The following is a 26,269-nucleotide window of genomic DNA, read 5'->3' as shown; positions in this document are numbered from 1 at the left end:
TTCCACAGAACAGGTTTCCGGTTCCGGACAGTAAACGCTTCCATGGAATTTTCATAAACATGGTTCCAAAGCCGGGGATATGCCTTAAGACCTTGCCAGTCAAGGCAAATTAAAGTATCCTAGATAATAATGTTGCAACAAACGGTGTCAAATCTAAAGAGATAAACAGGAGGCTACCATTACCGATGTCCAAGAAGATTAATTTTGACTACACCAAAGCCCTTTCCTTCTTCAGCCAGACCGAGATTGACTATTTCGCCGCTCCGGTGAAACTGGCCCACGAACAGCTGCATAACAAGAGCGGAGCCGGCTCCGATTACCTGGGCTGGATTGATCTCCCTACAGCGTACGACAAGGAAGAATTCGCCCGTATTCAGCAGGCTGCCAAGAAAATCCAAAGTGATTCCGATGTACTGATCGTTATCGGTATCGGCGGATCTTACCTGGGAGCACGCGCAGCTATTGAGGCGCTTTCGCATTCGTTCTACAACAACCTGTCCAAGGACAAGCGCAAGACTCCGGAAGTTTATTTTGCCGGCAACAACATCAGCTCTACCTACATCACGCATTTGCTTGATCTGGTAGAAGGCAAAGACTTCTCCGTGAACGTAATTTCCAAATCGGGTACGACTACTGAACCGGCTATTGCCTTCCGAATCTTCCGTGCAGCACTGGAGAAGAAATACGGCAAGGAAGAAGCACGCAAACGTATCTACGCAACTACAGACAAGGAGAAGGGCGCACTCAAGAAGCTGGCTAACGAAGAAGGCTACGAGTCGTTCATTATTCCTGATGATGTAGGCGGACGTTATTCCGTTCTGACACCGGTAGGCCTTCTGCCCATCGCTGTAGCCGGAATCAACATTGAAGAAATGATGCAAGGGGCCGCAGCTGCAGCCGATGAGTTCAACAATCCGGATGTAGCTACGAACCAGAGCTATCAATATGCCGCAGTACGTAACGCACTTTACCGCAAAGGCAAGACTACGGAAATCCTCGTGAACTACGAGCCGTCCCTGCACTTTGTATCTGAATGGTGGAAACAGCTCTACGGAGAAAGCGAAGGCAAGGATTACAAAGGAATCTATCCTTCCTCCGTTGACTTCTCGACAGACCTGCACTCCATGGGTCAGTTCATTCAAGAAGGTAACCGCAATATCTTTGAAACGGTTATCCAGGTAGAACAGGTACAGCACCATGTATCGATCGAGTCTGATCCTGATGATCTGGACGGACTGAACTTCCTGACAGGCAAGACGATGGACTTCGTGAACAAGAAGGCCTTCCAGGGAACCATGCTGGCGCACACAGACGGCCAAGTGCCGAACCTGATCGTCACTATTCCTGACCAGACGCCTTATACTTTCGGCTATCTGGTGTACTTCTTCGAGAAAGCCTGCGGCATCAGCGGATACCTGCTGGGTGTGAATCCGTTCGATCAGCCGGGCGTTGAAGCTTACAAGAAGAATATGTTCGCATTGCTCGGTAAACCGGGCTACGAGAAAGAAAAGGCAGAGCTGGAAGCCAGACTTACTGAGTAGTTGTAACCATACGCGCAGATCATTCATACTAAATGTAAGTCATCAGGGAGCAGTCCATAGGTAACCATTACCGGGGGCTGCTCCTAATATATATCAAGTTATCATATGTATATTAAGGAATGGACAACAAATGCTGGAACAATACCGGACGGTACGTGCTCCCGGTTCACGGGAAGTCGTAATCCGTAAATCACGCTTCATCGGACATGTAATGCCGGTGGAGAGCGAAGAAGAAGCCGTGCAATTCATTGAAGACATCAAGAAGCAGCACTGGAACGCTACACATAACTGTTCTGCTTATATGATTGGTGAGAGGGATGAGATCCAAAGACAGTCGGATGACGGTGAACCGAGTGGAACGGCCGGGAAGCCGATTTTGGAAGTAATCCGCAGCCAAAAGGTTAAAAATGTCGCTATTGTAGTTACCCGTTATTTCGGAGGCATTATGCTGGGCGCAGGCGGACTGATTCGGGCCTATACAGACGGCGCAGTGCTGGCACTGGAAGCCGGAGAGGTGATCACCCGTGTGCTGAGGCGGGAGGTGTTCGTGGAAATCGAATACACCTGGCTGGGCAAGGTGGAGAACGCGCTGCGGGGCAGAGGCATCCAGACTGGCGAAACTTTATTTACGGATAAAGTTACGCTGCTATGTCTTCCGCGCAATGATGAAGGTGACGCATTTATCGCATGGATAACCGATCTTACCGGGGCGCAAGCCCAGGTTACGGAAGGGCGGCGGCTTTACTACAGCGAAGGGGAATAAATTTATGGCAAGAAGAGCAGTGGAGCAGGAATTGTCGAGGGAAAGGATATTGGAGGCGGCGAGGCATCTTTTTATAACCAAAGGGTACCGGGCCATTTCGATGCGCAGCATCGGCCAGCATCTGGGTTATAGTCACGGTTCTCTCTATTACCACTTCAAAGAGAAGGCTGAATTATTCTACGCAATCGTAGTCGAGGATTTCAATCATGTGGCTACACTGCTGAATCAGGCAATGAGCATGCCCCCTGAAGAGGGAATGACCCGTGTTGAACAGCTGATTATGGAGTTCATCCGTTTCGGGCTGGATCATCCGTACCAGTATGAGATCATGTTCATGATCCGCGATGAAGAGCTGCTTGCTTATTGTAGAGCTGAACAGGGTCGATGTTTCGAGTTGTTTGCAGGTATTGTCCGCCGTCATATGAAGGAAGAGGGATATGTGTCGGAAGACTGGCAAAGTGTGCCGCTGACCCTGTTCTTGTCTGCTCACGGATTTATCTCCTATTATATTCAAGATAAGGTGCTGTTCGAAGATGTGAAGCAAGCCGCACTTACTCATGTCAAAGTATTAAGCCGCAGTTTATAATAGCTGTTTTTTTTAGCAATCCGCACTTTAGAGCGTTGCATTGGTATAACATTGATTGGTGAAAGTGTTATAGAAGCTATAAATAATATAGAAAGCAGCTCCGCAGGAACCGGCGAAGCTGCTTTTCTATAAGCTTTTATACGGAATAACGGACTACCCCCCGATGATTTTCAGATAATACTGCCGGTGTCTTGGACCGTCGAACTCACAGAAATAGATCCCCTGCCAGCGGCCCAGCAGCAAGGCTCCATCATGAATAATAATGGTTTGGGAAGGGCCTGCTGTGATTGACTTCAGATGGGAAGCGGTATTGCCCTCGGCGTGGCGGTATTTCGGATGTTCCCACGGATAGACTTCATCCAGGCGCATCAGCACATCATGTTTCACATCCGGGTCGGCGTTCTCGTTAATCGCAATCCCCGCGGTGGTGTGCGGACAATACACTACAATAATTCCGCTTCGCACTGCGCTTTTCTTCACATAAGCTTGGACCTCGCGGGTGATATCCCGTAACTCATCCCGTTTGCTGGTGCTGATCTCCATAGTATGAAGCATAATGAACTCCCCTCTCTTACATAGGCAAAATGAATGTTATATATACTTTAACCCAAAAGCTACGAAAGTAATTGACGGCAGCAAGCGGTCTTTGGTAAAGTAGTGATAACTTTAAACCAAGTATATTAATAGGAATAATTACAGCTTTAAAGACGAGTATACCGACCGGATAGCCGGAGGTGGGAGGCTTAACCATTGAATTCGTTGATTAGACACAAAGGCTGGACCTGGGGATTCCGTACAACTATTTTACTTTATTTTGTAGTGCTGATCGTGCTGCCGATACTCGGTGTCTATTACAATTCATTCTCGCTCGGTATTGGCAGTTTTGTCGAGAGTATTATGGATCCGATTGCCTGGAAGTCGGTTTTACTGACGCTTAAGCTGGCGGTTATCGCCACACTCATTAATGTGCTGCTGGGGACGATGATTGCCTGGGTGCTTATACGCTATAAGTTTCCCGGCAAAGCGCTGCTGAACAGCCTGGTTGATCTCCCGTTTGCCCTGCCTACTGCCGTTGGAGGCCTAATGATCCTTCTGCTGCTGGGTCCAGGGAGCCTAATCGGCGGTCTGGCGGAGTCGCTGGGGTTCGAGATTGTTTTTCACCAGCCGGCGATTGTGATTGCCATGGTCTTCGTCACTTTTCCCTTCGTGATCCGGGCGGTGCAGCCGCTGCTGGAGGAGCTGGACGCTTCTGAAGAAGAGGCGGCGTATACGATGGGGGCTAAGCCCAGCCGGGTCTTCCTGCAGGTCATTCTGCCGTCGATGTCACCGGGTATGATTGGCGGGGGGATGCTGGCCTTCTCCCGGGCGCTCGCTGAATTCGGAGCGGTTGTGCTGGTGGCGGGCAATATTCCGGGGCGGACGCTGGTGTCATCGGTATTTATTTTCGGCGAAGTTGAGAGTGATAATCCGGTGGGGGCCGCAGCGGTCTCGATTATTCTCCTGACCTTGTCCTTTCTTATTCTCTGGCTGATTAGTCTGCTGCAGATGCGGGGGAGAAGATCATGAGAAGACTCTGGATTACACTGACGTATCTCGTATTCTTCCTGCTGATTGCCGCGCCGCTGGGTAAAATGACGATCGGTGCCTTCAGCGAAGGCTGGGGCGGCTTCTGGAATGCCCTGACCCGGCCGGAGGCGCTGCACGCGCTGATGATGACCGGATTCGTGGTGGTCGTAGTCACGCTGCTGAATACGCTGTTTGGCATCATGATGGCTTTGTATCTGGTGCGGGCGAACTGGCTGGGACGGCGCCTGAAAAGCCTGCTGAACAGCATCGTTGACCTGCCTTATGCGGTATCGCCGGTGATCGGCGGTCTGATGATCGTCCTTCTGCTGGGGCCGGACAGTGCGCTGGGTGCGCTGTTTGAACAAATCGGAGTGAAGATTGTGTATGCTTTTCCCGGAATGGTCATTGCCACATTGTTCGTGACCTTCCCGCTGATGGTGCGTGAGGTGATGCCGGTGCTGCAGGAGATTGGCTCCCAGCAGGAGGAAGCGGCTTCGACGCTTGGTGCATATGGATGGACCACCTTCTGGAAAGTAACCTGGCCTTCGATCCGCTGGGCCGTGATCTATGGAGTGATTCTGACGGTGGCCCGTTCGCTTGGTGAATTCGGTGCGGTGCTCGTTGTGTCCGGCAATATTATGAACAAAACGCAGACTGCGACCACGCTGGTCTATCAGGATGTCGAGAATTTCAATGTTACGGCTGCGGGCGGTATAGCGCTGGTGCTGGCCGCGTTCTCCGCGGGTCTGCTGCTGTTGATGGAATGGAGCAAGAGAAGAAAGGGTGTGCACTAGTTATGCATGTAGAGGTCCGGGGACTGAATAAGCATTTTGGAGATTTCCACGCCGTGAAGGACGTCAATTTCGGGATTACCAAAGGTCATCTGATCGGGCTGCTCGGCCCAAGCGGAGGCGGCAAAACCTCCATCCTGCGCATGCTGGCGGGACTGGAGACACCGGACAGCGGGGAGATTATTTTCCATGGCAAAACTGTGAATAACTTGCCGCCCCAGGAGCGTGAGATCGGCTTTGTGTTCCAGAACTATGCGCTGTTCAAGCACATGACCGTGTTTGAGAATATTGCCTTCGGGCTGAAGGTGAAAAAGAGTTCGAAAAATGCCATCCGTGACCGCGTGGCCGAGCTGGTGGAGCTTACCGGGCTGAAGAGCTTCGAGAAGCGGTATCCGCATCAGCTGTCAGGAGGTCAGCGCCAGCGGGTGGCTTTTGCCCGGGCGCTCGCGCCTGAGCCGCAGCTGCTGCTGCTGGATGAGCCGTTCGCGGCGATTGATGCCAAGATCCGCCAAGAGCTGCGCTCCTGGCTGCGGGAGCTGATTGAGCGTGTCGGCATAACCTCGATCTTCGTTACCCATGACCAGGATGAAGCGATTGAGGTGGCGGATGAGATTATGATCATCAACCAGGGCCGCCTGGAGCAAAAGGGTACGCCATGGGATATCTACAAGGAGCCGAAGACACCGTTCGTGGCGACCTTTATCGGGGAATCGACGCTGATTGAGAGTGCCTCCGAGCTGAAGGGCTTCAAAGGGGCAGGCGGCGGCAAACCGACCAAGGCACTGATCCGTCCCGAGTATATCGAGGTAGGCCACCTGCATGAATTCAAAATGGCTTCGGCCACCGAGCAGGGCATCGTGAAGCATCTGCATTTCCGCGGCAGCGAATGGCTGGTGGAGGTTGAGGTGAACGGTCATAAGCTGGTAACCTATCGCTCGTTGGAGAAGGAGACGCTGACTCCCGGGCAGGAAATTTCCGTGCTTGTGCACCGCGCCTACCTGTTCAATGATGAACACAGCTGGATTCAGGAGAACGGGCTGAAGGAAGATCCGATGCCTGTATTTATCTAGAAATATTTAAAAATATAAGATGTAGGATGTGTCGCCGGTATGAGGCTTTTCAGAAGGAGCAGACAACTGCACGGCTGGCTGGCTGTCTTAATGCTGGCGGTGCTCACACTGACCGCCGCCGGCTGCGGAAATGAACAGGAAGGTTCAACAGCTGCTGCGGCGCAGCAGGGGGATTTGACCCTGGTGGTCGGTGCGTACAGCGTAGCGAAGGATGCGATGGGTGAAATTCTGCCCTTGTTCGCGGAGGAATGGCAGGCTAAGACCGGCCAAAAAATCGTATTCCAGGAGTCCTATGAGGCTTCCGGAACCCAGGCGCGGGCGATTGCCGGCGGATTCGAGGCGGATGTCACTCTGCTGGCGATGGAAGGCGATGTTGAGAAGCTGGTCAAAGCGGGCCTAGTGGAGAAGAGCTGGAAGGAACGCGGCGAGGCTGGAATGGTCACGCGTTCGGTTGTGGCCTTGGGTACACGGGAAGGCAACCCCAAGGGCATTCATGATTTTGCCGATCTGGCGAAGCCGGGTGTGAAGGTGCTCTATCCGAATCCGAAGACGTCCGGCGGTGCGCAGTGGGACATCAATGCGATCTACGGGGCGGGTCTGAAGCTGTCTGAGGCGCAGGAGGGGGCGAAAGACCCTGCTGCCGCGAAAGCTTTTCTGGAGAGCATACACGCCAACGTGGAGTCTCTGGATAAAAGCGGACGCGCTTCGATGGCGGCCTTCGAATACGGGGTAGGCGATGTAATCGTCACTTATGAGAATGAGCTGCTGGCGCGGATAGCCCAAGGGGTGAAGTATGAGGTGATCATCCCGCAGAATACAATCCTGATCGAGAACCCCGCTGCAGTGGTGGACAAATATGCGGATGAGCATGGCACCCGCGAGGCATCAGAGGCGCTGGTGGATTATCTGACCACGCCGGAGGCGCAGGAGGTCTTCGCCAAATTCGGCTTCCGTCCGGTGAACGAGCAGGTCTATGCGGAGCATGAGAGCCAGTATCCGGTTCCTGCGGGACTGTTCGATATCAGCTACCTTGGCGGCTGGGAAGAAGTCCGTACGACCCTCTATTCCAAGCGTGGAATCTGGTATCAGGTGTTGGCCGGGATTTAGTTGGGAAGTTCGGACGGATACGGTATGACGGTTGATTGCTTACGGGAATCGGATGATTCGTGATTCCTACTTTTTGTGAAATGCGGGCGATTAGGAGAGCTGGTCTGCGGCGGATGCTGCCGGACGGCTCTTTGTTTTTGTATAGGAATCCCTCTGAATCCGCCGAAAGTGGGCGGTATGAGGAAATTAAAGGGATAAATCCCTCTGAATCCGCCGAAAGTGGGCGGTATGAGGAAATTAAAGGGATAAATCCCTCTGATTCCGCTGAAAGTGGACGGTATGAGGAAATTAAAGGGATAAATCCCTCTGATTCCGCTGGAAGTGGACGGTATGGGGAAATTAAAGGGATAAATCCCTCTGATTCTGTTGAAAGTGGGCGGTATGGGGAAATTAAAGGGATAAATCCCTCTGATTCTGTTGAAAGTGGGCGGTATGAGGAAATTAAAGGGATAAATCCCTCTGAATCCACCAAAAGTGGGCAGCAGGAGGAAATGAGGGGCAAAAGTGCCCCTGAATCCGCCGAAAGTAGGCGGCCTATAATCTACATAAGCTGCACAGGCTGCATAAGCCGATGAGTTTGTTCGTCTTCGTGTTGCGGGCGGGGGAGCGGCGGGAATCGGGATGCAGGATGCAAAGGGACGGCTGCTGTTTTATAATATACAGATTGAGATACTCTGAAATAGCACAATGAAGGAGGGCGGGCTTATGGATACATTGATTTTTGGGGGAACAGGGGATGCCATGGGCGTACCCCGGGTCTATTGCGACTGTGAAACCTGCACGGAAGCAAGAACGAGCGGCCGTAATAACCGGCTGCGTTCTTCTGTCTTTATAGATAACGGCAGCGGCTTTCTGACGATTGACTGCGGACCAGACTGGCGCAAGCAGATGGAGCTACTGGGGCACCGCAGCATGCAGCGGTTGCTGGTGACGCATGCTCACTTTGACCATATCGGCGGATTGCCGGAATGGGCGGACAGCTGCCGCTGGATGGGCTTCAGGGGGGAGCTCTACGCTCCGGCGGAGGTGATTCCCGTGATCCTGCGCCAATACCCGTGGCTAAGTGCTCATATCGACATGATTCCCTGCGATGACGGCATTACACTGGACGGCTGGCAGATCAGCACGTGGCGGGTCAACCATGGCAAGAACGGCTACTCTTACGCCTTCCGGCTGGAGAAAGAAGGTTATGTCTGGGTCTACTGTCCGGACTCCATCTCCCTCACACCGGAGGAAACCAAACATATGCACGGAGCAGACCTGCTGGTGCTGGGAACAAGCTTTTATTACGAGGCGGCAGAATTGTCTACGCGTTCTGTATATGATATGACAGAAGCAGCAGACCTGCTGGAGATTGTGCAGCCGCGCCGCGCGGTATATACGCATATGTCCCATGATGTGAATCTGGAGAAGGATTATATTCTGCCGGAGAAGGTCACCCTTGCCGTTACCGGGATGAGGCTTCCGCTGTATCGCGAGGAGTCTTGAACAGCCGGATCAGCGGGTGACTTCAGCATGAACGATCCGTGTATATACAAACAAAGAAGCTCCGGATCTCCCGGAGCTTCTTAACATGCAACCCTAATTATTCTTGCCCAAGCAGCTTCTCTGTTTTGGATAAGAAGGTATCCAGTGCTGCAGCGAAGTCAATATTCATCCGTTCAGCCAAAACCATCAGCCACCACGCACATTCGCCAAGCTTATGCTCCAGTTCAGCTGCAGTATCCCCTTGAGCCAGCCAGCGCCCCTGCTGTGACATGGTCAGACGGCCCACCAATCCGGCATCTGTCAGGAATGCCAGTGCATCCTCTTCGACTGTCCACTCCTTATCATGATGCTGCCGTTCCAATTGATGATAGAGCTGTCTGATTTGAGCGGAACGTAATGCCGCCTCGTTAATATTCATATCTATTGCACTTCTCCCCTATGGCAAGTTAGTATATCGCCTGCCCAATATAGCACGCCTAATTAGACGGCATTATGTCATATTAGAATATGACTCCTGCCTAATATGACATAATGTAGTCCTGTTACAGGGCGTATAGTGGACTTGTGAACTTGGCCGGTAGCCGGGCTGGCAGCGAAGATGACGGACAGGAGTGAGTATACTAATGAGTCAAAATGAACCATTAATACCACAGGTTATTATTGATTATATGGATGCTTCCAATGCACACGACGTCGAGGCCTACATGAATACGTTAACGGCAGATCTGCTGTAAGCGCGGGTGAACATATACATGACAACACTGCAGCATGATTTTGAGCTGGATAATGCAATTTTTTTCGGCAGCTATGTTCTGGTTATAACAGAGGGGAAGATGACTGGCGGAGGGCGTGTGAACGGGTATGATGAGAATGAGGTAGTGGTGGGAGGACGGCAGCATTCGCGGCGCACCTCAACGTTCATTCTTACGCAGCCTCCGCAAATTCAGATAGACTTTATTTAATGCTTAGTCAGAAGGAACTCCGCTTCAGAACTCGAATATCTAACGTAATCGGCTAGCTGACAATGTGATGATGGAGAGGAGTCGGATGCGATGATAAAAGGTTTCGGAGGAATATTCTGGAGAACTACTAATCTTGAGTCTGTAAAAAAATGGTATAGTGATGTGCTGAAGCTTGAAATCAACAACTGGAATGGGACTGTGATTAATCCCCAATCCGGGGATGAGACGATCTTTTCGTTCTTTGCGGAGGATGACAGTTATTTTCCAACCGACCAACAGGTGATGCTGAATTTCCAGGTGTATGATATAAACGAGACTATTCAGCACTTCGAAACAATAGGCGTACCGCTTGCCAAGGAACAAGAGAGCAGCGAATACGGCAAGTTTGTGTGGATTAAAGATCCTGACGGGCGGCTGATTGAGCTTTGGGAGAAATAGAAGGTAGAAATTCAATTTCATACGGCGAATCTGTTAAAAAGGGACTTCACCCGGCGGCGCCTGCCGCAGGTGAAGTCCTTTTATTGTAATAATAAATTTGAAAAGTTATCAGGGTCCATGAGAGGCCCCGCTTTATGGGGGGATTGCGTTAGTTCATCGTCATGCCGCCGGTGACATTGATTGCCTGGCCGGTCATGTAGGAGGCGAGCGGGCTGGCGAGGAACAGCACTACGTTCGCTACATCCTCCGGCTCAGCCGTCCGGCCGAGCGGGACCTGCGAACGGTCCTCGGCGAGAATATCCTCCGGTGTCATTCCGCGCAGGGCAGCACCTTCCACACGCTCGCGCTTCTTCATGTCCGTCTCGACGATCCCCGGGCAGACCGCGTTCACGAGAATCTGCTCCCGGGCCAGCTCCAGCGCCATGACCTTGGTGAAACCAAGGACCGCATGCTTGGAGGCTACATAATTGCCCATGCAGCGGTAGCCGTTCTTGCCCGCCTGTGAGGCAATATTGATGATCCGGCCGCCGCCGCCTTGGCGGAGCATCTGGCGCGCCCCGGCCTGGGAGACCAGATATACGCCCTTGGCGTTGATATCCATTACCTTATCCCAGTCTTCCTCCTTGATGTCAACGGCAAAGTCCATCGTCGATGTCCCGCTGTTGTTCACCAGGAAGTCGATCCGGCCAAAAGAATCCACCGCACATTCAACCAGCCGCGCGGCATCCTCACTTGACGTGACATCGATGCGGATCTGCACCAGCCGCTCATGGATCTGTTCCACGCCAGGCTTACAGGCGATATCGCCAATCACGACATTCGCACCAGCCTGCAGGAATAAATCGGCAATGCCTTTGCCGATTCCGGTCAGCCCCCCGGTGACTACCAGCGTTTTTCCAGTAAAATCGATGTTCAGCATGGCAGCAGGCTTCCTCTCATTCTAGCTTCTGAAGGGATCATCGCTGATTCCGGCATCCAGGACCTGTCTGGCGTACTCTTGGGCGCTGAATAGGGAATGGTCTCTATAGTTGCCGCATTCCAGTGCAGAGACCGCAGGAACAACCTCTGTATCCAGTACTTTATGCAGAACTTTGGTCAGCGCGGCAGCAACATCGGCAGGGTTATGCTCATCCCAGATAATCAGATAGAAGCCGGTCCGGCAGCCCATCGGCGAGATATCAATAATGCCCTCCAGCTCATCACGCAAATAAGTGGCCAGCAAATGCTCCAGGGTGTGGACAGCGGCAGTAGGCAATGCATCCGCATTCGGCTGCAGGAAGCGCAAATCATATTTCTGGATGGTGCTGCCTTTCTCATTCTTCTCCGTACCTGCAACCCGCACATAAGGGGCCTTTACCTTCGTATGATCCAATTGGAAACTTTCAACCTTCGCCATGTTATTCCTCTTCCTTTCAAGCTTTTCATATCAAACTATCACAACGTATAAAAGATGTAAATAGACAAAGCCGATTAATCCAATCATCTTAATTAAAATGTGTTGACATGAATATTAATGCATTGTAACATATGAATCAACTTAATTCTGATGCTTTTACTAGGTTTAATTGTCGGTTGTTGTTGCCGGATCGTCTGGCTTGGGTTTCTGCAGAAATATCTACATTGGGGGAGAAATTACATGTTGAAGAAAAAATGGATTCATTCCGCGCTGTTAGTCATTGCCACCACTTTGGTTATCGCAGGCTGCGGTAATAACAGTGAAGCTTCCGGTTCAGGCAGTAATTCCTCCGGACAAGAGAAGAAGACGCTGCGCATCAGCTTCAATCCCGGACCTTACAGTGACCAGTTCAAGAACGGTGTTGCACCCTACCTGGAGAGCAAGGGCTACACCATTACTTATAAAGAATTCACCGATGGTATCCAGCCCAATGTTGCCGTAGCGAATGACGAGATTGACGCCAACGTGTTCCAGCATTCGCTGTACCTCGAATCTATCAATGAGCGTGAGAAAATCGACCTGGTAGGTGTGGTGAAGGTGCCTACTCCGCCGATGGGCCTCTATTCCAAAAAACACACCAGCCTGGATGAAGTCAGCGACGGCGATCAGGTCAACCTGCCGAACGAACCGGTGAATATGCTCCGCGCGCTTAACGTCCTGAAGGATGTGGGCTGGATTACACTGAAGGAGGATATTGATCCGCTGCAGACTTCACTGGCAGATATTACATCCAATCCCCACAATCTGAAGTTCATCGCCACTGAGCCGGCCCAGGGCCCGCGCGCACTGGAGGATGTGGATTACGCTGCTATTCAGGGGAACTTCGCCGTCTCCAATAATATTAAGCTGACCACGGCATTGCAGCTGGAGAACATGACGGACCCGTTCACGAATATCGTGGCGGTCGACAGCAAGAACAAGGATGCCCAATTTGTCAAAGATATTATCGAAGGCTACCATTCTGCTGAGTTCCAGGAGTACATCACGTCGAATCCGGATTATGAAGGCTACAAGCTGCCGGACTACTTTACGAAATAACAAACCATTATAGCGCTGCCTGGTGATCTGTCATTTCCCTGTCTGGGAGAAGTGGCAGATCGCCTTTGTATATTCCAGCCTGAAGCTTGAAGTCTCAGAGATCTTGTGAAGAGGTGTAAGTGTATGGATTTTGAACCCGCTAATGTTGTAAAAGAGTTGTCCGGGAATTACTTTAACGCGCTGAAAGCCAGAATCGCCGATTACCGCAGCAAAGGGATAGACGTGATCGATCTGGCCAGCGGCAACCCGGATCAGCCCACGCCGCAGCCCATAATTGATGCCCTGAAAGCGGCAATCGATAAACCGGAGAATCAGGGCTACCCGCCGTTTTACGGTAAAAAAAGTACGCTAGAAGCCATCGCCGTCTTCTATGAAAGGGAGTATGGCGTTGAGCTTGACCCGGAGCATGAGGTCGCTGTGTTCACTGGCTCGGGCATTGGGGTGGTCGGCATCCCTCAGAGTCTGCTGAATCCGGGGGATCTGATGCTTACCGCCGATCCGGCTTATCCGGCCTATCATGCCGCTGCCCAGCTGGCGGGAGCCCGGGTTCATACCCTCCCTGTCTATGAAGAGGACGGCTACCTGCCGGAGTACGGGCGTGTTCCTGAAGAGATCCTCCGGCAGGTGAAGCTGCTGATGCTGAACTATCCCAATAATCCGACCGGGGCGGTGGCTACGGGGGAATTCTGGGAACGGACGCTGGAGCTTGCCGCCCGCTATAAGTTCCCGGTGCTGAATGATTTTGCCTATGGCGCGTTCGGCTTCGACGGCCACAAGCCGCTTAGCCTGCTTCAGCATGCGGACGGCAAAGCCTATGGAATTGAAACCTATACTGTGTCCAAAACCTACAACATGGCAGGCTGGAGGTTCGGCTTCGCCGCCGGCAACGCTTCGATCATTGCTGCCTTGAAGCATTATCATACGCAGGCGTACAGCACCGTGTTCGGTGCAGTGCAGGATGCGGCGGCGGCGGCTCTGCTCGGACCGCAGGATGCGGTGAGGCAGCTGGGAAGCCTATATCAGCGGCGGCGCGATGTGCTGGTAGAGAGACTGCGGGGCATCGGCTGGGAGGTTCCGGCTCCGCAGGGCACCTTCTTCGCGTGGTTCAAAGTGCCTTCAGGCTATACAGCAGAAACCTTCGCCCAGCGGCTGCTGGATGAAGCGCAGGTGGCTGTGGCGCAGGGGGAAGGCTTCGGAGAACAAGGAAGGCAGTATGTGCGGCTTAGCCTGGTGAACAGCGAGGACAGGCTGAACGAAGCGGTAGACCGGATAGACGCGGCGGGTATTTTCAAGCAGACAGTGGTCACGGACCTAAGGGGGGCGGCTCAGCATGATTGAGCTAAGGGATATTTACAAGACATTTGAACGGAAGGGCCAATCCATTGAAGCTTTGCGCGGGGTAAGCCTGCATGTGGACAAGGGTGATATTTACGGCGTCATCGGCTACAGCGGTGCAGGTAAAAGCACCCTGATCCGGCTGGTCAACTATCTGGAGCGGCCGACAAGCGGAGAGGTGCTCGTGGAAGGTGAGCCGCTGGCGGAGTACAATCCGGCGCAGCTGCGTGCGGCCAAGAAGAAGATCGGCATGATCTTTCAGCATTTCAACCTGCTGGAATCCAAGACCGTATTCGACAATATCGCGATTCCGCTGGTGCTGCTGAAGCGCAGCAAGAAGGAGATACAGGACCGGGTCACCGAGCTGCTGAAATTCACCGGGCTGGAGGATAAGGCGAAGAGTTATCCCAAGGAGCTGTCCGGCGGCCAGAAGCAGCGGGTGGGCATTGCCCGGGCTTTGGCTACCAATCCGTCCGTCCTGCTATGTGATGAAGCGACCTCGGCGCTTGATCCGCAGACGACCAAATCCATTCTGGAGCTGCTCAAAAAAATAAATAAAGAGTACAACATCACTATCATGATCATTACGCATGAAATGGCTGTCATACAGCAGATCTGCAACAAGGTTGCCGTGATGGAGCAGGGGGAGATCATCGAGCAGGGCAAGGTGCTGGATGTGTTCGGCAGTCCGCATCACCCCACTACGCAGAGCTTCGTGCAGACGGTTATTCATAACAGTGTGCCGCAAAGTGTGCTGAACACGCTGAAGGCCGAACCGGGGCGGCGGCTGTTCCGGCTGAAGTTCGTTGGATGCACAGCCTCGGAGCCGATTATTAACAGCCTGATCCGCAGATTCGAAGTCAATGCGAATATCCTGTTCGCCAACATGACGGAAATCCAGCAGACAACGCTGGGGACAATGATTCTGCAGCTGCACGGCGAGCATACAGTGATTGATCAGGCGGCGGCTTTTATCGTCAGCCAGGGTGTGGACATTCAGGAGGTGGAGGTTTAATGCTGGATACAGTGATTACCTCGGAGCAGCTGTTTCAGGCACTGAGGGAAACGGTGGTTATGGTTGGGGTTTCGTTGTTTTTTGGAGCGCTGCTGGGGATTCCTATCGGCATCATCCTTGTTATTACACGTCCGGGCGGTGTTCTGCCTAACAGAATTATCTATTCGGTGCTTAATCCGATCATTAATATTGTCCGTTCGCTGCCATTCATCATTCTGCTCGTAGCTATTATTCCATTCACGCGGCTGCTTGTGCACACCTCTATTGGCACCAGCGCAGCGATTGTACCGCTTGTTGTATACATAGCGCCTTATATTGGACGCCTGGTCGAGAACTCTCTGCTTGAGGTTAGCCCGGGGATTCTGGAGGCTGCGGAAGCGATGGGCGCGACTACGTTTCAGGTGATCTGGCATTTCCTGCTGCCGGAGGCGTTCGGGTCGCTGATCCTGACGATGACCACGGCGATGATCGGACTCGTCGGGGCCACAGCAATGGCGGGAACGGTCGGGGGCGGCGGGATCGGCGATCTGGCGATCTCGTATGGCTACCAGCGGTTCGACACCTTCGTCATGATCGTTACCGTGGCCATTCTGATTATTTTCGTTCAGGGCATTCAGTCTGCAGGGAACCGGCTGGCTCGTAAGGCGCGGCGGGACTAGGAATGAGGCTGAGGCGGTTGTTAGGCTGAGCGTAGGCTTACAAAACTTAAGCGGATGCTTCCGAAGCAAGTTTTGTATGAAGGTGATTCAAGAAGCGTAGGCTTACACAACTTTTAAGGAGGGACCATTATGGCGGAACGTCTTATCGTGCGCGCGGCACCGCAGGAATTCGTCTGCCGGGAGGGCAGCTGGAATGACCTGGAGGAGCATCTGCGCAGACGGGGAATTGAGCGGGTACTGGTGGTGCGCGGTGTGAAGTCCTGGGCGGCGGCCGGGCGGTATTGGCCGCAGCTTGACGGAACGGAGATCCATTATCATGTCTATGGCGGAGAATGCACCTACGGGGAGCGTGATGCCATAGCCGGTTACGCGGCCGAGCATCAGCTGCAGGCAATTGTTGCTGTAGGCGGCGGGAAGATCACGGATGTGGTCAAATCTGCTGCAGCCAAGCTGAATCTGCCGGCGGTTATTCTGCCGACGCTGGCCGCTACCTGCGCCGCCTGGTCCTCACTGAGTGTGATGTACGATGCTCAGGGCGCTTACATCCGCTTCGATGTGTTCCCGCGCAGCAACGCGCTGGTGCTGCTCGATCCGGCTGTCATCGCCGCTTCACCGCCAGAGCTGCTGGCAGCCGGCATTGGCGATACGCTGGCCAAATGGTATGAGGCTGACGCCATCATCCGCCATCTGCCTGCGCCTCCGGTTGAAGTGGAGCTGGCCTGGTTCACGGCGCGCAAATGCCGTGATCACCTGCTGGAGTACAGCGCAGCAGCGCTCGCGGCCGTCTCGGCGGGCGTGCTGGATGATGCGTTAACCCGGACGGTAGAAACGATCATCATGGTGGGCGGTCTGGTCGGCGGCTTCGGCGAAGATTACGGCCGCACCGCCGGTGCGCACTCCGTCCATGATGCGCTTACGGCTATCCCGGAGGCCCACAGCCTGCTGCATGGCAGCAAGGTGGCTTACGGTGTGCTGGTTCAGCTTGCGCTGGAAGAGAACTTCGCGGAGATAGAAGAACTGCTACCGTTCTACCGGCAGATCGGCCTGCCAGCCAGTCTGGCGGATATGGGGCTGGACTTCCTGACTCCGGGCGATCTGCTGGAGCTGGGAGAACGGGCGGCGGTGCCGGAGGCCTCCATTCACAGGATGCACGGCGTGATTACTGCCGCGCGGATTGCGGATGCGGCGGCTGAACTGGAGCGGTTCGTTGGCAGCTGGCGCCGGGATTCCGCCGGAGGACCGGGACGGGCGTTAGGTACCGGTGAAGTGGCACAGACAAACGATACTGCAGGAGCAGGGTATGTGGACGAAGCTGGCTGGAAAGTGGACACGGACGATAGCTATCAAAGAGGGCAGACGGCGTCCGGTGTGCGTCAACAAAATATCATGGTCAGGGGGCAGTAACATCATGAGTATTGCGATTATCGGCGCAATGGAAGAGGAAGTAGCGCTCTTGCTGTCACGGATGACGGAGGTGCGCAGCCTGAAGGCAGGCGTGGGAAGAATTCATTCCGGCAGGCTGAACGGGCTGGATGTGGTTCTGCTGCAGTCCGGCATCGGCAAAGTGAATGCGGCAGTAACTACAACGCTGCTGCTGGAGCGGTTCCACTGTGAGCTCATCATTAATACCGGTGCTGCCGGTGGCTTGGCTCCGGAGCTTAGGGTTGGCGATGTGGTCATCGCCGAGGAACTGATCTACAGCGATGTGGACGCAACAGCATTCAGCTATGCCTATGGGCAGGTGCCGCAGATGCCGGACCGTTATCCGGTCGCGGGCGATCTGCTGGCTGCGGCGAAGCAGGTGATTGCCCGCACTTCCAGGGCGGAGGCAGTCGTCACCGGACTGATTACTACGGCGGATTCGTTCATCAGCCGACCGGAGCGGGCCGATGAGATCCGCAGCCGCTTCCCTGCAGCTAAGGCTACAGATATGGAAGGTGCAGCGATTGCGCAAACCGCCTACCAATTCGGTGTGCCGTTCCTTGCTGTCCGTGCGATCTCCGACATAGCCGGATCAGAAGCGGCCGGATTATTCAAGTCGCATCTGGAGCTCGCCGCCACCAACTCGGCGGAGATCGTTACGGAGATTCTGGCACTGTATACGGCGGCGGAGACTCGTGGCGCGAAGTGAGTGCCTGATAGGTGACTAAATACTAAGTGACTAAATACTAAGTGACTAAATACTAAGTGACTAAATACTAAGTGGACAGACCATTAACAGTGAGCAACTGGCCTGAGCAACTACTATCGGCCAATTTACTAAGAAGAACAACTACTATAAACCGCACTATTGATCAAAACCAAAACAAGTAACCGGTCAACACTGCAATTGTTGTACGTATTACAACTTGGCTCCCCAGAAACCAACATGATTGGACAGATTGTTGTATGAAATACAATAATTGTCCCTTTAAACCGTTTGGATGAGCGGAAATGTTGCCTTTTATACAACAATTTTGGATTTCGCTCGATATTAGGAAGGAATTGTTGTATTCCGTACAACATTCACTGAGGAAAGCTAAGTATGCGTAAGTATTCAAGTTCAGCCTATAGAGTTGAATATAATAAACTTGTGTAGCTTAAATTGAAGAAGACAATAACAGATGAGAATAACTGAGGGGGATTTTGGAACTGTAGGAGCGCCAGCGACCGCCTTTGTCACCGGATTCTACCGCTAAAAGCGGTAACAATCAAGAAATCTGGTGACAACAGCAGCTGAAAGTCCAAGTATTCACCGCAGTTATGAACAACATCCCAATTGGAATAATTTCAAGTTCAATCTACCCGGAACCGCCTGTGAGTACTGAACGGAGCTGCTGAAGAGCTTTGTTCGTGGCTTTAAAGGCGGTTTTTGCTGTGCAGTAGCGACATTTTTCAGCCCCAGGACCGACCCGCGAATCCGCCTGCCGCCGCTGGGCGCTTTCCCGCAAGCTCTGTAAACTAAAGGCATCCAAGCACGGAATGTAAATAAACAATGAGCCCGCCTTCCAATTTTAAGCAACTAATGTGTATTTTTCATTATTTCCAAGAAAAGGAGGACGCACTATAATATAACGATATTCGATTATAGTGGAGGATGAATTTGGTATGAGTGAGAATTTGCTTCCAATTCTGCTGGATATTCCAGAGAGCTTTGAAACGGAGCGCCTGCTCGTCCGGGCTGCGCGGCCGGGAGACGGGGCGGAAATGAATAAGGCGATCGGAGAGAGCCTGAACGAGCTGAAGCCGTGGATGCCTTTTGCCCAGAGCATGCCGGCGGTGGAAGAGACCGAGGTCTATGTCCGGGAGTCGCGGGTAGCGTATCTGAAGCGCTCGACACTGAATATGCAGATCTACAGCAAGGTGGACGGCACATATATCGGCAACATCGGCCTGCATCATATCGACTGGGATTGCCGCCGTTTCGAGACAGGCTACTGGATTAGGAGCTCCTGCGCGGGCAACGGATACATCACGGAAGCGGTGAACGGAATTACCGCCTTCGCAATACGAGAGCTGGAGGCCAGCCGGATTGAGATCCGCTGCAGTGCGCGGAATGCCAAAAGCGCTGCTGTCGCCGAGCGTGCCGGGTTCACGCTGGACGGCATTTTGCGCCGGAGCACACGCGAGGCGGACGGGGAACTCCATGACAGCAAAGTGTACGCTAAGGTGCGGGGTGTTGAATTCTAAAGGGAGATGATGATGTGAAGAAGAAGAAAGGTGCTTTTGCCAGATTAAGTACATACATGCTCAGACATAAGCTGATTTATAGCATATTACTGCTAGTTACCCTGTTTAGTATTGTCCTTGATCTGACGATGGCCTGGTTCCTGTCCCGGATTACGGATGCGGCGGTCCGTCTGGACGTAGAGGCTTTTACAGACCTTGCCTGGTTCGGAGTTATATTCTTGACGGTCGCCGGAATCAACACCTTTCTAAGTGTGTATCTCAAAACCAATATCTCGGCCAAAATCAGAAATGAACTGCGCCAGGACATGATGGGACATACCCTGGCTTTGCCGCAGTCTTATTTCGACCGCAATCATTCAGGCGATCTGTTGTCCCGGTTCACGAACGACAATCAGTCGGTCGGTGAAGCCTGCGGACATGTCATGATGGACCTGCTGCGCAATCCGCTGCTGGCGGTGGCCTCCTTCGCTTATCTGATCTATATCAACTGGCTGCTTGCGCTGATCTGTCTGTCCGTAGGGCCGCTGCTGTTCCTGACCGGCAAAATATTCGGCAATGCGATGCGTGCCAACAGTGTGCGGGTACAGGAAAATATGAGCAGAACGACGGCTTTTCTGAATGATATCCTGGGCAGCAGCATGGTGTTCAAAGCGTTCTCGATTGAGCGCAGGCTGCAGAAGCAGTATATAGAATATAGTGAGAGCATTGCCTCCGGGGAGAAGAAGAAGGCGAGAATCGAAGGAGCAACGGGGGCGATCTCCTCTGTACTGGGCAACCTTACCTTCCTGCTTGCGCTGGTCATTGCCGGGTGGTTTGTGGCCAAAGGTTCGCTTGAAGTCGGGGCGATGATTGCCTTCATCCAATTGATGAATTATCTGGTGGGGCCGTTCTCGGTACTGCCGGGCCTGGTCGCTTCCATGCAGCAGTCGCTGGGTGCGGCGGAACGGATTTTTGAAGTGATGGATGCTGCTCCCGAGGTTGAGGTACTGCCTGACCAGCAGATGCAGCAGCCTGATTTCAATGTGCTACAGCTCGCAGACCTGTCGTTCGGATATCCGGAGAGTGAGAAGCAGAGTCTAAGCAAGGTTAACCTGGAGTTAACGCGCGGAAAGCAGATGGCCGTGGTGGGTCCGAGCGGCGGCGGTAAATCCACACTGTTCAAGCTGCTGCTCGGTTTCTACAAACCGGATGCAGGTGGGATTTCAATTAATAATCAGGCGATTGCCGGGATGCCGCTTGAGCAGCTGAGAAGTTATTTCGCCTATGTTCCCCAGGAGTCGGGTCTGTATACTGGAAGCATCCGTGATAATATCGGTAACGGAAGACCGGGGGCTACGGAAGAAGAGATTATAGAAGCGCTGCGGCAGGCGAACGCTTATGATTTCGTGATGGAGCTGCCGGAAGGCATCCACACCGATATTGGTGAGCATGGTTCGAGATTGTCCGGAGGGCAGAGACAGCGTCTCTCCATTGCCCGAGCGATGCTGAAGAACGCGCCGATTCTGCTGCTGGATGAAGCTACGGCGGCACTCGACAATGAGTCGGAGAAAATGGTCCAGCAGGCGATCCGCAAGCTGATGAAGGATAAAACAACGTTGGTCATCGCCCACCGCCTCTCAACCATCCAGAATGCCGATATTATTCTGGTGATGGAGAACGGGGAGATTGTGGAGCGGGGCGGACATGAGGAGCTGCTGGCGGCAGAGGGACGGTACTTTGAGCTGTATAATTCCCAGCTGGAGCAGGAAGCAGTGGAGGAAGGGCAATATTCTTCTCTGGGCGGTGAGAGCTTGAGCAGCGGCGGAACGACCCCCCTCAAGCAGGAGACAGCTGCGGCAGGTACGTTATAATAGTCTTCTTCAGCTATGTTCTTGGCTTTCAGCATGCGCTACGCGCTACTTGGCAGAGAGAGCGTCAATCGCTTGAACAGCCAGCTTCAAGGCTTGGAGTCTTCTTTCTAAAAGAGTTTGTTGTGGACTGCCAGCCTTGGATTTAGCGTAACTATGTTCAACAGATGGGGTTATTTCAATCAGAACTTTGCGGGCTTCTGCTATATCTTCATGGGAGTACTGATGAGGTTGTTGATTCCAGACGTTCTCCAGAACCGCTAAGCCGATGTGTGAAGCATTGAGCCGTTTCTTTACCAGCGAAATGTTTGTGCCCTTTTGAGTCATTTGCGCAAAGGCATTTTCGAGTTTTTTGATGGTCGATTGCCAGGATTTAATGGATTCGAGCTGGTCCGCAGCAGATACTTCTTCCATGGATGACCCTCCTTTCTTCTTGGATTATAAAAGGTGGCTTACAGCGGTTCAATAAACTGAACCGGCGGTAAGCCACCTTTGTCATATAAGATATCCGCTCAGAGAGGAATGCCTGTTATTCTGCACCGAGAATGAATTTATCGATGGCGAATTTCACGCCGTCCTCATTGTTGCTGAGGGTAACGAAATCGGCAATTTCCTTCAGGGCAGGAATGGCATTCGCCATAGCGACACCGAGGCCGGCGGCTTCGAGCATCTCGTGATCGTTCCAGGAATCGCCGACAGCGATGGTCTCGGATAGCTCGCAGCCGAAATGCTTAGCCAGGAATTCAAGCGCCAGGCCTTTGGTGCCTTCGTGATGCATGATTTCCAGGAAATGCGGCTTGGACTTCGTGATGTGAACCGAATCACCGAGCAGATTGCGCAGGATCGGGGACAGCTCATCCAGGAAGGCCGGATCGTCGATGATGAGCATTTTAGGTGTTTTTTGCGGGACCAGCTTCTCTTCCCAATTAGGCTCAATGTAGTACTGGGTCTTGTTCAAGGCAGCATAATCGATCAGCTTCTGGTTCTCCTCACGGGCATACAGCTTGTCGTCAATGTAAGTCTGCAGATGCAGGTCATGCTCCACACAGTACTGGAACAGCTTACGCACCGCATCCTGCGGGACATAACGCTCATAGAGCACTTCTTCGTCCAGCAGATTCTTAACGAGTGCCCCCTGATAAGTGATGATCGGCACATTCAGTCCGGTCTGGCGGGCAATCGCCTGGGCGGAAGCATAAGCGCGTCCGGTAGCGAGGGTAACCACAACGCCAGCGGCAACAGCCTGTTCCAGCGCAGTTTGGGTGGCAGGGGTAACTTCCTTGTCGTCATTAATCAGGGTGTCGTCAATATCGATAGCAATCAATTTGTACATTTGGGTTCTCTCCTAAAAGGTTGGTTTAGTCCGGCTTTCCGGGGAATCTTCTATAAGAAGGGGAACGGAAGCACGACTTTTTGTCTGAAGCATGTAACTATAAAATGCTGCTAGCCCTCCGCCTGCGTCCGCGCCGGATCAGGACTCAGCTCCGCCATCAGCATGGCGGCAAGAATGCATCCACAGCCTAGCGCAGCAGACAGGCCGAGTGTCTCTCCGCCGAAGAGCAGGCCTGTTACTGCAGCGAATACCGGCTCTGTGGCATAAATAATCGCCACCCGGGACGGGGTGGTGTATTTCTGGCAGGCGGTCTGAATCCAGAAGGCGAAGGCGCTGGTCGGGCCGATGGAGATTAGCATGGCCCAGAGCACTTCCGGCTTCGCGAGCAGCTCCCCGCTGTGCATAAGCGGTGCGGGGCCATCCACCAGAAGGGTGGCCATAACGCTGAACAGGCCCACAAAGGCAAGCTGCAGCGCGGCCAGCGGCAAGGCCGGATAACGCGGCGCATATATGCCGGTATACACGATCTGCAGCGCAAAGAAGGCAGCGCAGAGCAGGATCAGGCCATCGCCCTTATTAAGGGAGAACGCAGAGCCGGTGAAGGTCAGCAGATACAGGCCAACCGCTGCGAGGCCGGCACTGAACCAGGTGTAACGGGATATGGCATGCTTCAGCAGCGCCAGAGACAGGAAAGGTACAAGTACCACCGACAGTCCGGTAATGAACCCTGTATTGGAGGTGGTGGTATACAGCAGTCCCATGGTCTGGAAGCCATAGCCCAGGAAGAGCAGCAGGCCCAGCAGCAGAGCATGCAGAACCATACGTAAGCTTAGCTTCTTCCATTCCTGACGGTAGAAGACGGCGGTAATTAGTGCAAGCAGCAGGGCGGCGCCTGTAAACCGGATGCTGTTGAAGGCAAGTGGCGGCAGTACCCGGACGGCAGATTGCACAATAAGAAACGTACATCCCCACATCATCGCCACCAGCAGCAGACTTAGATCGGCGATTCGGGAGCGGTTCACAGGGTGTCATCCTTTCAGGGCCGTATGAGTTGTCCAAATTGTATCCTAAATCAGGGGGCAGGACAAGCCGAAACTGCGTAGCGGCCGTGTCCGCACGGGATGAAGGAGGCCTGTAGCCCGTTATACGCTGGACAAAAAAGGAAAGCCTTGGTATACTTCGATAACCGCACACTTGTTCTTATTTCGGGCATCCAGAATCATTATACTCTCATATGAAGGAGCGGATTCACCATGATGGGCAAATCCCATTTAGTTATCAGCACCGGGGTTACCTTGTCCGCCATGAGTTTGCTTGGGCTTGAAATCACTCTTCCGGCCGTCGCCGTTGCGGTGGTCAGCTCGCTGCTGCCCGATATCGACGAGCCGAATTCACTGCTGGTACGCAAGGCAGTTCCCGAGTTTCTGCTGCGTATCCTGCAGGTATCCCTGATCGGGGCAGCTATTTATCTTTATTTTGCCGGAATCGCTGCTCCGCCGTGGAATATTGCCCTGGCTCTGCTGGTCGGCAGTGTGTCTTTCCTGCCGGGCCGCAGGCTGAGGCATCTGGTGATGCTGCTGATTGCGCTGGCGCTGTTTGCTTTTGCCGATGCCTATGATCCATGGAACTATATTGCCGCCTGTGTGCTGGTCGTAGCTTCCGTTGTCCCGCACCGGGGAATCACGCATACGCTGTATGCCGTGGCCGGCTGGGGGGCGCTGCTGTATTTTGTATCAATGGGCATGGATGACGGCGGCAGTCTCTGGATTGCCGGGAGTATGTCCTACGGCCTGCATCTGCTGGCCGATTCCCTGACCCAGCGCGGAATTACGCCGCTGCCCCCGCTGCCGGTCAAGCTGCGGCTGAAGCTGATGAGCACCGGCACGAAGAAAGGTAATGCAGTGGAGAAGGTGTGCGTAATGCTTACGCTGGCGCTGGTTGTCTATGTTTTTGTGCTTACGCCTTCTTTGGTGTAAAGGGCAAGCAAGAGCTGGGCAGCAGCTTAAGAGATGAACAACGAGATAAGAGATGGACGGCAAGACAAGAACCCCACGATCAGCTGCGCAGGATGCGGCAGGATAGCGGGGTTCTTTTTACTGTATAAGTACCTGCTTGCCGGAGTGGTGTCTGCGGTGCAGAGCCCTACTCCTCAAGAAATACCAGACCGATGAAGTCCTCCGGCTCAATGCGGCCGAAGTAATGCTTCAGATCGAGATCAGCCAGTGCCTCTCTGACCTCAGCTTCCGCATAACGTTTGCCGCGCAGCGCGTTCTCCACATCCGCCACATCGCCGACACCGAAGAAGTCCCCGTAGATTTTGATCTCGCGGATGATGGAATCCTCAATGTCCATGCGGATATCCACTAGACCGGCCGGGAATTTGCGGGTGTGCTTCACATTGCTCTTCGGCGACAGGCCGTAGTTCCAGTCCCAGTTCTGGTAGTGTTCCTTGGAGATTTCATTGATCCGTACCCAGTCATCCATTGTCAGCTTGTACTGGGGAACCTCGGACGCCTCCATACTGAAGATGGAACGCAGCAGACCTTCGCGGAACTCCTCAATCGTCATATCGGGGTTGCCCAGCAGCTCCTTGATATTGGCTACACGGCTGCGTACGGACTTGGTGCTCTTCGAATTGAACTTCTCGGGATTTACGTTGAGTGAAGCCTGCACATCATCCAGATTAAGGTCAAACATCAATGTGCCGTGGCTGAACATGCGTCCGCGTGTGGAGAACTGGGCATTGCCGGAGATTTTCTGCTCCCCGACCTGAAGATCGTTGCGTCCACTCAGCTCGGCATTCACTCCCATCGACTGCAGATAATCAATCACAGGCTGGGTGAATTTGAGGAAGTTATGGAAAGACTGTCCGTCATCCTTGGTAATGAAGCTGAAGTTCAGATTGCCCAGATCATGATAGACTGCGCCGCCGCCGGATAACCGCCGTACGACCTGGATATTGTTGTCCTTCACATATTCCTGGTTGATCTCTTCGATGGTGTTCTGATGCTTGCCGATAATAATCGACGGGCTGTTGATATAAAAAAGCAGATAGCTCTCGTCCATCGGCAGGTTCTTGAGTGCAAATTCCTCAATTGCCAGATTGACCGATGCGTCTGTAATTCCGGTGTTATCGATAAAAAGCATAGTGATTCCTCCGCTTGGCCATAGTAAACTGCTGTACTTATTCTAAACTAAAAGAGAGATTTCCACAAAATCGAAAGTTTAACTTATCCGGCTGGCGTTACGCAAGGGCCGCCAGTTTACCCTCCATTGAGGCTGCAAGCGGACTTCTGCCGGCAGAATAAGCTTCGCCCGGTACTTCTCCGCTTGATAAGTGCCTGGGATCATCATGCCGGGCGCACCTGTGCGTTGCTGTAAGAGCATTGACGTACTTCCGGCAATAGGCCGATAATTGGGTGAAGGATTGCTAAGTTTCACACAGATTGTTGTATGAGATACAAGAATTGTCCTGCTAAACCGCTTGGAGGGGACGAAATGCTGCCTTTTATACAACAGTTCTGGATTATTGGCGGGATCATGCGGAGAATGTTGTATTATGGGCAGGATTATTGCAGCGGCTGATCCGCTACTCAAATAAGTGT

Annotated in this window: 28 protein-coding genes; 20 read left to right on the top strand and 8 right to left on the bottom strand. The window is 53.0% G+C overall.

Annotation, left to right across the window (positions count from 1 at the left end; all coding sequences use genetic code 11):
- Positions 1-185 precede the first annotated feature (185 nt).
- The 3 genes from NYE33_RS33325 to NYE33_RS33315 all read left to right on the top strand — a co-directional run bounded on the left by NYE33_RS33325 (position 186) and on the right by NYE33_RS33315 (position 2,890).
- On the top strand, positions 186-1,541 hold the full coding sequence (locus NYE33_RS33325; RefSeq protein ID WP_039296447.1) for a glucose-6-phosphate isomerase: 1,356 nt from the start codon (positions 186-188) through the stop codon (positions 1,539-1,541).
- 130 nt (positions 1,542-1,671) lie between these two features.
- Positions 1,672-2,304, top strand: coding sequence for a YigZ family protein (locus tag NYE33_RS33320; protein WP_039296449.1), 633 nt, complete (start codon positions 1,672-1,674; stop codon positions 2,302-2,304).
- A 4-nt stretch (positions 2,305-2,308) separates the two neighbouring features.
- Entirely contained in the window at positions 2,309-2,890 is a 582-nt protein-coding gene (locus tag NYE33_RS33315; protein ID WP_039296452.1) for a TetR/AcrR family transcriptional regulator, read from the top strand.
- A gap of 153 nt (positions 2,891-3,043) precedes the next feature.
- Here the strand turns inward: NYE33_RS33315 and NYE33_RS33310 are convergent, their stop codons facing one another.
- Positions 3,044-3,445: a secondary thiamine-phosphate synthase enzyme YjbQ gene (locus NYE33_RS33310; RefSeq protein ID WP_042134363.1), complete on the bottom strand. Its 402-nt coding sequence runs from the start codon at positions 3,443-3,445 to the stop codon at positions 3,044-3,046.
- Between the two features lie 195 nt (positions 3,446-3,640).
- Here NYE33_RS33310 and cysT point away from each other — a divergent pair, with 195 nt between their 5' ends.
- The 6 genes from cysT (at position 3,641) to NYE33_RS33280 (ending at position 8,912) form a co-directional block, all read left to right on the top strand.
- The gene (gene cysT / locus NYE33_RS33305) at positions 3,641-4,456 is read left to right on the top strand and encodes a sulfate ABC transporter permease subunit CysT (RefSeq protein WP_042134365.1); all 816 of its coding nucleotides are present in this window, start codon (positions 3,641-3,643) and stop codon (positions 4,454-4,456) included.
- The gene (locus NYE33_RS33300; protein WP_042134367.1) at positions 4,453-5,250 is read left to right on the top strand and encodes a sulfate ABC transporter permease subunit; all 798 of its coding nucleotides are present in this window, start codon (positions 4,453-4,455) and stop codon (positions 5,248-5,250) included. The genes cysT and NYE33_RS33300 overlap by 4 nt, the downstream gene beginning before the upstream one ends.
- Positions 5,251-5,252: 2 nt before the next feature.
- Positions 5,253-6,317, top strand: coding sequence for a sulfate/molybdate ABC transporter ATP-binding protein (locus NYE33_RS33295; protein ID WP_042134369.1), 1,065 nt, complete (start codon positions 5,253-5,255; stop codon positions 6,315-6,317).
- A gap of 39 nt (positions 6,318-6,356) precedes the next feature.
- Entirely contained in the window at positions 6,357-7,424 is a 1,068-nt protein-coding gene (locus NYE33_RS33290) for a sulfate ABC transporter substrate-binding protein (RefSeq protein WP_042134371.1), read from the top strand.
- A gap of 113 nt (positions 7,425-7,537) precedes the next feature.
- Entirely contained in the window at positions 7,538-7,999 is a 462-nt protein-coding gene (locus NYE33_RS33285; protein ID WP_341069548.1) for a hypothetical protein, read from the top strand.
- A 130-nt stretch (positions 8,000-8,129) separates the two neighbouring features.
- Positions 8,130-8,912 carry an MBL fold metallo-hydrolase gene (locus tag NYE33_RS33280; protein WP_042134374.1) on the top strand — a complete coding sequence of 261 codons (783 nt, stop codon included), beginning with the start codon at positions 8,130-8,132 and terminating at the stop codon, positions 8,910-8,912.
- A gap of 97 nt (positions 8,913-9,009) precedes the next feature.
- Here NYE33_RS33280 and NYE33_RS33275 read toward each other — a convergent pair whose 3' ends face one another.
- Entirely contained in the window at positions 9,010-9,330 is a 321-nt protein-coding gene (locus NYE33_RS33275; protein ID WP_042134376.1) for a MazG-like protein, read from the bottom strand.
- Between the two features lie 334 nt (positions 9,331-9,664).
- On the opposite strand from NYE33_RS33275, the gene NYE33_RS33270 reads away from it, so the two are divergent.
- Both NYE33_RS33270 and NYE33_RS33265 read left to right on the top strand, forming a co-directional pair.
- Positions 9,665-9,874 carry a hypothetical protein gene (locus NYE33_RS33270; protein WP_042134378.1) on the top strand — a complete coding sequence of 70 codons (210 nt, stop codon included), beginning with the start codon at positions 9,665-9,667 and terminating at the stop codon, positions 9,872-9,874.
- A gap of 90 nt (positions 9,875-9,964) precedes the next feature.
- Positions 9,965-10,312 (top strand): VOC family protein, encoded by a 348-nt coding sequence (locus tag NYE33_RS33265; RefSeq protein WP_042134381.1) that lies wholly within the window; start codon positions 9,965-9,967, stop codon positions 10,310-10,312.
- Between the two features lie 148 nt (positions 10,313-10,460).
- Here NYE33_RS33265 and NYE33_RS33260 read toward each other — a convergent pair whose 3' ends face one another.
- The gene (locus NYE33_RS33260) at positions 10,461-11,231 is read right to left on the bottom strand and encodes an SDR family NAD(P)-dependent oxidoreductase (protein WP_042134383.1); all 771 of its coding nucleotides are present in this window, start codon (positions 11,229-11,231) and stop codon (positions 10,461-10,463) included.
- A gap of 21 nt (positions 11,232-11,252) precedes the next feature.
- Positions 11,253-11,708, bottom strand: a complete 456-nt coding sequence (locus NYE33_RS33255) for an S-ribosylhomocysteine lyase (RefSeq protein WP_042134385.1) — start codon at positions 11,706-11,708, stop codon at positions 11,253-11,255.
- 240 nt (positions 11,709-11,948) lie between these two features.
- Here NYE33_RS33255 and NYE33_RS33250 point away from each other — a divergent pair, with 240 nt between their 5' ends.
- The 8 genes from NYE33_RS33250 to NYE33_RS33215 all read left to right on the top strand — a co-directional run bounded on the left by NYE33_RS33250 (position 11,949) and on the right by NYE33_RS33215 (position 21,334).
- Entirely contained in the window at positions 11,949-12,806 is an 858-nt protein-coding gene (locus NYE33_RS33250; protein WP_341069546.1) for a MetQ/NlpA family ABC transporter substrate-binding protein, read from the top strand.
- Positions 12,807-12,929: 123 nt separating this feature from the next.
- A complete protein-coding gene (locus tag NYE33_RS33245; protein WP_336102259.1) occupies positions 12,930-14,144 on the top strand; it encodes an aminotransferase class I/II-fold pyridoxal phosphate-dependent enzyme in 1,215 nt (404 codons plus the stop codon).
- Entirely contained in the window at positions 14,137-15,156 is a 1,020-nt protein-coding gene (locus NYE33_RS33240; RefSeq protein ID WP_341069544.1) for a methionine ABC transporter ATP-binding protein, read from the top strand. Before NYE33_RS33245 ends, NYE33_RS33240 begins: the two co-directional genes overlap by 8 nt.
- Positions 15,156-15,815 (top strand): methionine ABC transporter permease, encoded by a 660-nt coding sequence (locus NYE33_RS33235; protein WP_039296489.1) that lies wholly within the window; start codon positions 15,156-15,158, stop codon positions 15,813-15,815. The genes NYE33_RS33240 and NYE33_RS33235 overlap by 1 nt, the downstream gene beginning before the upstream one ends.
- Before the next feature lie 126 nt (positions 15,816-15,941).
- Positions 15,942-17,219: an iron-containing alcohol dehydrogenase family protein gene (locus NYE33_RS33230; protein ID WP_341070087.1), complete on the top strand. Its 1,278-nt coding sequence runs from the start codon at positions 15,942-15,944 to the stop codon at positions 17,217-17,219.
- A 4-nt stretch (positions 17,220-17,223) separates the two neighbouring features.
- Positions 17,224-17,946, top strand: coding sequence for a 5'-methylthioadenosine/adenosylhomocysteine nucleosidase (locus NYE33_RS33225; RefSeq protein ID WP_076242398.1), 723 nt, complete (start codon positions 17,224-17,226; stop codon positions 17,944-17,946).
- Positions 17,947-18,902: 956 nt separating this feature from the next.
- On the top strand, positions 18,903-19,484 hold the full coding sequence (locus NYE33_RS33220; protein WP_042134392.1) for a GNAT family N-acetyltransferase: 582 nt from the start codon (positions 18,903-18,905) through the stop codon (positions 19,482-19,484).
- A gap of 14 nt (positions 19,485-19,498) precedes the next feature.
- Positions 19,499-21,334 carry an ABC transporter ATP-binding protein gene (locus tag NYE33_RS33215; RefSeq protein WP_340947525.1) on the top strand — a complete coding sequence of 612 codons (1,836 nt, stop codon included), beginning with the start codon at positions 19,499-19,501 and terminating at the stop codon, positions 21,332-21,334.
- A gap of 45 nt (positions 21,335-21,379) precedes the next feature.
- On the opposite strand, the gene NYE33_RS33210 is transcribed toward NYE33_RS33215, so the two are convergent.
- From NYE33_RS33210 to NYE33_RS33200, 3 genes are all read right to left on the bottom strand, one after another.
- Complete coding sequence (locus NYE33_RS33210; RefSeq protein ID WP_076242400.1) at positions 21,380-21,745, bottom strand: hypothetical protein; 366 nt, start codon at positions 21,743-21,745, stop codon at positions 21,380-21,382.
- A gap of 115 nt (positions 21,746-21,860) precedes the next feature.
- On the bottom strand, positions 21,861-22,664 hold the full coding sequence (locus tag NYE33_RS33205) for a Cof-type HAD-IIB family hydrolase (protein ID WP_042134396.1): 804 nt from the start codon (positions 22,662-22,664) through the stop codon (positions 21,861-21,863).
- Between the two features lie 110 nt (positions 22,665-22,774).
- Positions 22,775-23,686, bottom strand: coding sequence for a DMT family transporter (locus NYE33_RS33200; RefSeq protein WP_340947524.1), 912 nt, complete (start codon positions 23,684-23,686; stop codon positions 22,775-22,777).
- A 231-nt stretch (positions 23,687-23,917) separates the two neighbouring features.
- Here NYE33_RS33200 and NYE33_RS33195 point away from each other — a divergent pair, with 231 nt between their 5' ends.
- Complete coding sequence (locus NYE33_RS33195; RefSeq protein ID WP_340947523.1) at positions 23,918-24,640, top strand: metal-dependent hydrolase; 723 nt, start codon at positions 23,918-23,920, stop codon at positions 24,638-24,640.
- A 166-nt stretch (positions 24,641-24,806) separates the two neighbouring features.
- On the opposite strand, the gene NYE33_RS33190 is transcribed toward NYE33_RS33195, so the two are convergent.
- Positions 24,807-25,811, bottom strand: coding sequence for a lipoate--protein ligase (locus tag NYE33_RS33190; RefSeq protein ID WP_341069541.1), 1,005 nt, complete (start codon positions 25,809-25,811; stop codon positions 24,807-24,809).
- Between the last annotated feature and the right edge of the window lie 458 nt (positions 25,812-26,269).

The organism is Paenibacillus sp. FSL R10-2199, from assembly GCF_038000235.1.
Classification (GTDB): domain Bacteria; phylum Bacillota; class Bacilli; order Paenibacillales; family Paenibacillaceae; genus Paenibacillus_AQ; species Paenibacillus_AQ phytohabitans.
This window is presented reverse-complemented; position numbering and strand designations above follow the sequence as displayed.